Genomic DNA, 6,582 nt, shown 5'->3' on the forward strand with positions numbered 1-6,582 from the left:
ATTATTAAGAATGACACACATAGAAAAACTCTGCAATCATCATTTTGACAATTGCAGAGTCGCTCAACACTCATTATTTGGCTGTGAATAGTAACGCCTAAACCGTAATCTCTATCTGGTTGCCCTCAACAGCAACTATACAGCTCTCATAGTAGCCATCACCTGTAGTACGTGGACCACTTACAACTTCGTATCCATCAGTCCTCAGGCGTTCCGTGAGCTCATCAACTCTTTCTTTACTTCCAACTGAAAATGCAATGTGCGCATAGCCCGTTCTATTCAAAGGCTTATCCGCATCAATAATTTCAGGCTTAGTCATTAGTTCAAGTCTCGCTCCATCATCAAAAGAAATAAAGTACGACCTGAAATCTGTCTTCACATTGTGGTATCCATCATTTGATTTTCCGCCCAGATACTTAACAAAAAAGTCCCTAGCCTTCTCCAACTCAGCCACATACATTGCTATATGCTCAATTTTCATCAGCTCAACCTTCCATCATCTCTGGCGCATCTCAGCAGTCCTTCAGACACTTCACTAAATACAACGCCATATTTCCTAGCTTTACTGCAATCCATCCAAAGATTGTGCAACAAAGGTGCATCCTCCACTTTGACATCAAGTCTGAGAGAATCTACAAAATCCCTTGTAACTTCGTACATGCTCTTAGTTGTCTCACTGCCAAAGTTATAAGCCCCGCCCGGAAGTTTCATCACGTTCTCCATGTTTTCAGCAACTTCTTTTACATAGGTAACTCCTCTGAAATTGCCGGAGCCAAAGCTGACCGAACCGGTTGCATTGACCACATTTCGATAGTAATTAGGCCTGCCTTCTCCGCAGTCATACATCCACTCAGCGCGCAGCATTACTGCATCAGGGCATATATCAAGGACTCTTTCTTCCATCTCAATCTTGTGCTTAGCATAAGTATTCGCCGCCTTTACGCGCTCTTCCGTGTATGGACCATCATCCTCAAGCCCCGTGTAAACCTGATCGGAGCTGAAGCATATGAGCTTTCTGCCCTCTGCTGCTCTTGCCAGATAAACAGGTAGCAGCACATTAGCCCTATATGAAGCCTCAGGATCTTTCTCACAAGTCCCGATATCAGAAATCGCAGCCGTGTGAATTATCGCGTCCGCTCCGCTCTCACACACCACACGCCTCACATCATCCTCTGAAACATCCCGTAACGACGGAGCTGCCACAACATCCTTGCATAGCTCCATTATTTTACTTCCAACAAAACCCTTCGCACCGGTTACTAAGATCATAATTAAGTACCTTTCTTATACTCAAATATATCCATATCTGCTATAACAGCTATTCCCCTTTGAATTGCCTCGTTATATGGTACATCCTCATAAAGAAGTCTCTTAGTGATATTATTATAGTCTGACTCATAAAACCTGCTTGTGATAATCTCATGAAGCATTTCAGGAATATCATATTCAAGTTGAGCTGATGGATTATTCTTAGATAACATCCTATCATCTCTGACATCATCTATAAGTTCATCTAACTCTCCATTAATATCAAGATGCGGAAGAATCTTGGCTATATCATACAAATGCCTGGAATCCCTATCCTGCATGTCTTGAATTCTATAATCGCATATAGCAAAAACCTTATCTATAAATGTTCTTTCCAGCGATTGAAGATTCATTGTTACAAAATCAGCATCAAATGGTATCGGCAATGTTATATTATTCTTTTGACAGAAGTTTCCCACAAAGCTGCAAATCACATGCTTTTCAACAGGATATACAGTTTGGTAAAAACTTGTTTCTACAATCAGCTCAAGTGGAATATCACTAAAAAGAGAATCGTATTCATATTCATATTTATTATAGCTATGCCTAGATTGAATATCCTCCGGATTCTCTAATACCAATCCAAGTTCATCCGCAATTCTCTCTATTTCATTCTTGGACTTTCTTTTATCAGATTCCGTTGCCTTTACGTTCATCGAAAGGTCAATATCCTCAGAAAATCTGTCTATCAATCCATATCCTTTTGAAAGGGATGTGCCACCTTTGAACACAAATGGAAGCTCCGTTTTAGATAATCCCATCAGAAACATGGACTGTATTGTATCTTTCTCAATCATCTGCGGAGTTCTGTTCACTTCACGTGATACAGTTTCAATTATCTCCTTCCACTCCTGCTTATACCCCTTATACCAACTCACCCATCAATCCTCCTTCATAAATGTTTCTATATACCTTGTCCGGATAAAATGGGAGATACTCCTTTACAACAGAAAAATCCAAACCTGTATTCTTCACATATTTCTTCAATTTCCTAAGAAGCTCACCACCTTTGAGCTCACTGTACTTATCTATATTTGTCATAAGATCAAGGAACTGTAATGCACATTTATTGCGCTCAGTCACAGTGTCAACCGGTTTGTATACGATAATGGTATTGCCATCAAAATCCTGCTTTCTCTGCTTAGTGGTAGCCTCATTACTGCAAATCTCATAACATGAGGGGTTCTGTGTAGTAAAGCCGTACTTATTCGCAAGCTGAAGTCCTGTAATGTACCCTGAAACCACTCCATTAGCATTTAAGTATTTTTTATCCAAATACTTATCCACCGATATCCTACCCTTAGTTCCAAGTATAGTTATGTATGGCAAATAATAAACACCATTATATAGTCTTTCAAGCTTACCTTCGTCGACAAGTTTTTTCATCTCCTGACGAAGATAATCCTTAGATCTTCCCGGAAGTTCATCTATAAAAATAGGCTCGCCATTTGTATAGTTTTCAATAATATAATCCATTACCATTGTGTCGCCTCATATATTTGAAATTATCTATTTCACTTTTATGATACAACACCACATCAAGCATTTCAAGAGGTATAAAAATAGCAGCATTTCTGCTGCTATTTCATCCTTCTTCAGCACCCTTTCCCGCTCTTATGATCCTCAATCGAGCAGGCGCCTTCCGTTCCATACTCAACAAGTCCCACAACTGCCGGGTCCAGCGTAATGCTGCCATCTTCAAGAACAAATGCCGGTATCCCGACATCGCCGATCTCCTTGGAGTGGTCAAAGGCCGGATTAGTATCGCGGAGCCTTGTGAAAGCACTCATATTCCTGATGTTCTCGCCGATGTTAATGTACTCAAACTCACTCTCGCGCCCGACGATCTGCTCATGAATATAGTCGCAGTATGGGCATGTAGGCATTCCGTAAATTTTGATCATCCTCGTTCACCTTATCCTTTCCAGCAATTCTCTGTTCCGCTCAAGTGCATCATAGATCCCGTCTTCAGAAAGCACTCCGCGTTTTAGATTCTTTGGCAAAAGCCCCTCTTCGTCAAGCGCAAAGTCCGCCTTCCAGTCAGGACCTGAGTAATACTCCGAAAGCTCTTTTACCTCAGATTGATAGTCAAGCAGGGCTAGCGGACGTTCCCCGGCTGCATCCATCCTTCTCAAAGCCTCGTCCAGGATCTCTTCCATCGCAGTGATCCGCGCCACAGCCGCCTCGACGCCCTTGTTAGCCGCAGAGTCACGGCGTCTGCGCTCCATCTGCACGTGCGGAATTCCGTCCTCCAGGAACTCATCCGAGGTCACTTCGAAGCCCTCTTTTGCATAATATCCGATAGCATACTTCTGGGCCTCGAGATAGATTCTGTCTGCGTCAAAAGACCTTTCGGCAACCTCCACGCCTTCCCTGAGCAGCTTTCGTCCCAGCCCCTTGCCGTGTTCGAGGGTGACCACTCTGCCAATCTGGGCGACCTTGTTCTCTTCATCCTTCATGAAAACACGAAGGCAGCCGGCCACTCGCCCTTTATCATTCCAGCAAAAGACATGGATGGCATCCTGATCCTTGTCGTCAAGGTCCTGATACACGCAGTCCTGCTCGACAACAAAGATTTCTGCTCTCGTCTTTAAGATCTCATAAAGCTCTTTTGTGCTGAGCTCGTCAAAGTGCTTAACTATCAGTTCCATAAGGCTCTCCTCAAACCACTGACTCCCTGTGATAATCCGTAACATCCGACTGCAGCTTGTTGTAGAGTGCTTCAACAGAAGCCCTGTCGGACAATGTCTTAAGCTCGGCGTCAGTCATTCCAATGAGCTCCAGGAACTCAACCTTGCCGTTAGGTGTGTCGATGGTCTCAACTGTAGGATCCTTAATCGTGATAAATCCGGTCAGGTTGGACTTTCTGTACGCATCAATGCCCTCTGTCTGTCCGGTGTAAAGATACTCAAACGGCTGGAACACATCACCGTTCTTAAATACCATTCTGGCAACCATCTGGAGAATGCCACAAATGCATCTGATTTCAGCCTCTTCATCCTCAAACTGATTCTTCTTGAGCTTGAAGGTCAGCTCGTAGCCGTAGCCACTGATATCGGGATCTTCACATTCCTTTTCGTATATCTCAGTAAGTCCGAAGGATACAAAGTGCCAGAAATCGCCACCATCGTAAACGCTGATTCCATCCAGCGGATCGTCTCCACCCATGATCCATTTAATGATTGTTCCATAGTGCTTGGGATTGGTCTGTCCGGGATAAACCCTCAAAAACTCTTTTTCAATAGCGTCCCAACCAACTGCCTCGGCCTCTTCGGCCTGTGGCTCCGGCGCATTGGTCTGCTCTGGTGCTGTCGTTGGCTCTGCCTTTGGTCCTTCTTTCAGTTCGCCTTTTTTAAATAACTTGTCAAAAATTCCCATTTCATTCCTCCTATTCTACTAACACATCATACTATATTTCCGGGCATAAGAAAAAGCCATGTAACGGCATATTTTCAAACCGAAACATGGCTTTTGTACCATCTCAATATTAACAGTTCTCTGCGCCAAACTTCTTGGCTGCGTCTATTTTTCCGTCTATGTTCAGCATGTGCGCATAGAAATAATCCTCGGAGACTGTAATTCCCTTGCCCTTGAATATCTTCTTAAGCGCAAGCACTGTTCTCCTCGACCAGTTAGATGTGGTGAAAAGAACTATCCGCCCCACCATAGCCGGATCAAGATTCTCCGCATACTCTCTAAGCTCAGGTGCCATGATATTTGCATATGGAGCTCCGCCCAGGAAAAGAATGTCTGCCTTCTCGGTAAGCTTTGGCTCACAATCTATGCTGATTGCCTTTGCTCCGGCGCCCTCAGCTATGGCCTCGGCAATTCTTCTGGTGTTGCCGAACTTTGTTCTTGAACAGTAACGGACTTCTATCTTGCTCATCGTATTCCTTCTTTCAATCTTCTGTTCTATGATTCTTAACCCAGAAATGGCTTGCAGGAGCTTCAGGCATTGGACTGCCTGTGATAACAGCCTTGATCACTCTTCTGTGGATTCCGATCATTACTCCGAATACAAATGCGCATGCTACTAATAAACCTGTATTTTTCAATTTAAGTTACCTCCTACTTGTCGTTCGCGTTGTTCACGTTATACGTTTTGTGCAATATAATTGTGTACAATTGTTATTATAATATAGTATCAAAAAAAATCAAGCCCCCGACTTCAAAAAAGTCAGGGGCTCTATTAGCTCTGATATCTTCAGAATCTAGTTCCGCACTTGGGGCAGAAATCAAAGTCTTCCGTTGTCTCATATCCACACTGTCTGCACTTCTTGTATCCGGTAGTAAAGCCTCTGCCCTCCATTACTCTGGTCAGATGGCTCTGCTGAATCTCAACCTCTTCGCCTCTTGCGATAGCCCTTCCGATCTCCGGATCAAGCTCGTAAACAGTTCCGCAGCAGCTGGTCTGCACATAGTAGCGCTTGTTCCACTTGAACGTCGGTATGAAGAAAAGCGACAGCACCGTGTATGTCATGAACACGTTGAATCGCCCATATCTTCCACAGATAGCGCAGGTCACAAGCTGGTTAAAAGTAAAGTCCTTCCTGCCATCAGTTATTCCCATGATAAAAAACATAACGTCACATTACTCCTATACTAGATTCCGGCCTTCTTCCTGATCCAGATGTAGCTGGTCGGAAAGAATATTAACCTTGATATCCAAAAGCAGACATAGGCTAAAACGCCATGCCTGGTAAACAGACCTATTATTGCGATTGCGAAAAACAAAGCTGACACTAACATTATAATACGCCTTTCCTAAAATGTATGTGACTTAATCCTGTCTGCTTTTCAAAATGCTCCGGACAGCTTCCCGGACAAAACAATCAGGACGTAGAAGAACAACACGGCCGGTGAATCCCACGTCGCTATTGCTATGATTATGCCGATGATCCATATGATTGCAGACGTGGACTTCTTAGACTTGCGAGGGCCACTCATCTTGCCATAATAGTCCTCATGCATTACTTCTTCATGAAAATATCTGTCGTCATCATCGTGGATGAAATCATTATTGTTCATTGTATCTGCCTCACTTATACTTGAACGCTTCGTAACAGCCTTTTTTGATACTTTCTGGGTATTTACTTGGATATTTACTTTGGTATTTCTTTGGGTATCTTTATTCTGCCACAAATTGAGTCCAATAAAAATGCCTGTTCTCTTCTGCCGCCCCCTGATTGTTACTATTCACAGCCTATCTGCATTCCGGACTCATTTTTTCACCACAAGGAAAATACATAACCATTAATTCACCACAGCATCAAA

General features: G+C 43.3%; 11 protein-coding genes. All 11 read right to left on the reverse strand.

All coding sequences use genetic code 11. From position 1 onward, the window contains the following. Positions 1-97: 97 nt before the first annotated feature. Positions 98-481 carry a VOC family protein gene (locus G632_RS0118065; RefSeq protein WP_022770925.1) on the reverse strand — a complete coding sequence of 128 codons (384 nt, stop codon included), beginning with the start codon at positions 479-481 and terminating at the stop codon, positions 98-100. Continuing rightward, positions 481-1,269, reverse strand: a complete 789-nt coding sequence (locus G632_RS0118070; RefSeq protein ID WP_022770926.1) for an SDR family oxidoreductase — start codon at positions 1,267-1,269, stop codon at positions 481-483. Before G632_RS0118070 ends, G632_RS0118065 begins: the two co-directional genes overlap by 1 nt. A 2-nt stretch (positions 1,270-1,271) precedes the next feature. Then, a complete protein-coding gene (locus G632_RS0118075) occupies positions 1,272-2,186 on the reverse strand; it encodes a nucleotidyl transferase AbiEii/AbiGii toxin family protein (protein ID WP_022770927.1) in 915 nt (304 codons plus the stop codon). Continuing rightward, the gene (locus G632_RS0118080; protein WP_022770928.1) at positions 2,173-2,790 is read right to left on the reverse strand and encodes a hypothetical protein; all 618 of its coding nucleotides are present in this window, start codon (positions 2,788-2,790) and stop codon (positions 2,173-2,175) included. Before G632_RS0118080 ends, G632_RS0118075 begins: the two co-directional genes overlap by 14 nt. Before the next feature lie 113 nt (positions 2,791-2,903). Then, positions 2,904-3,212, reverse strand: a complete 309-nt coding sequence (locus G632_RS0118085) for a glutaredoxin (protein WP_022770929.1) — start codon at positions 3,210-3,212, stop codon at positions 2,904-2,906. Positions 3,213-3,218: 6 nt separating this feature from the next. After that, positions 3,219-3,959: a GNAT family N-acetyltransferase gene (locus G632_RS22555; RefSeq protein ID WP_022770930.1), complete on the reverse strand. Its 741-nt coding sequence runs from the start codon at positions 3,957-3,959 to the stop codon at positions 3,219-3,221. 10 nt (positions 3,960-3,969) lie between these two features. Next, a complete protein-coding gene (locus G632_RS0118095; RefSeq protein WP_022770931.1) occupies positions 3,970-4,686 on the reverse strand; it encodes a suppressor of fused domain protein in 717 nt (238 codons plus the stop codon). 109 nt (positions 4,687-4,795) lie between these two features. Then, complete coding sequence (locus G632_RS21600) at positions 4,796-5,194, reverse strand: flavodoxin family protein (protein WP_022770932.1); 399 nt, start codon at positions 5,192-5,194, stop codon at positions 4,796-4,798. 13 nt (positions 5,195-5,207) lie between these two features. Further along, a complete protein-coding gene (locus G632_RS22065) occupies positions 5,208-5,363 on the reverse strand; it encodes a hypothetical protein (RefSeq protein WP_022770933.1) in 156 nt (51 codons plus the stop codon). 149 nt (positions 5,364-5,512) lie between these two features. Then, positions 5,513-5,890, reverse strand: a complete 378-nt coding sequence (locus G632_RS0118110) for a zinc ribbon domain-containing protein (protein WP_022770934.1) — start codon at positions 5,888-5,890, stop codon at positions 5,513-5,515. Positions 5,891-6,105: 215 nt separating this feature from the next. Further along, positions 6,106-6,336 carry a hypothetical protein gene (locus tag G632_RS0118115; protein WP_155828927.1) on the reverse strand — a complete coding sequence of 77 codons (231 nt, stop codon included), beginning with the start codon at positions 6,334-6,336 and terminating at the stop codon, positions 6,106-6,108. Positions 6,337-6,582 lie beyond the last annotated feature (246 nt).

Origin of the sequence: Butyrivibrio sp. NC2007, from assembly GCF_000421405.1 — a bacterium.
GTDB lineage: Bacteria > Bacillota > Clostridia > Lachnospirales > Lachnospiraceae > Butyrivibrio.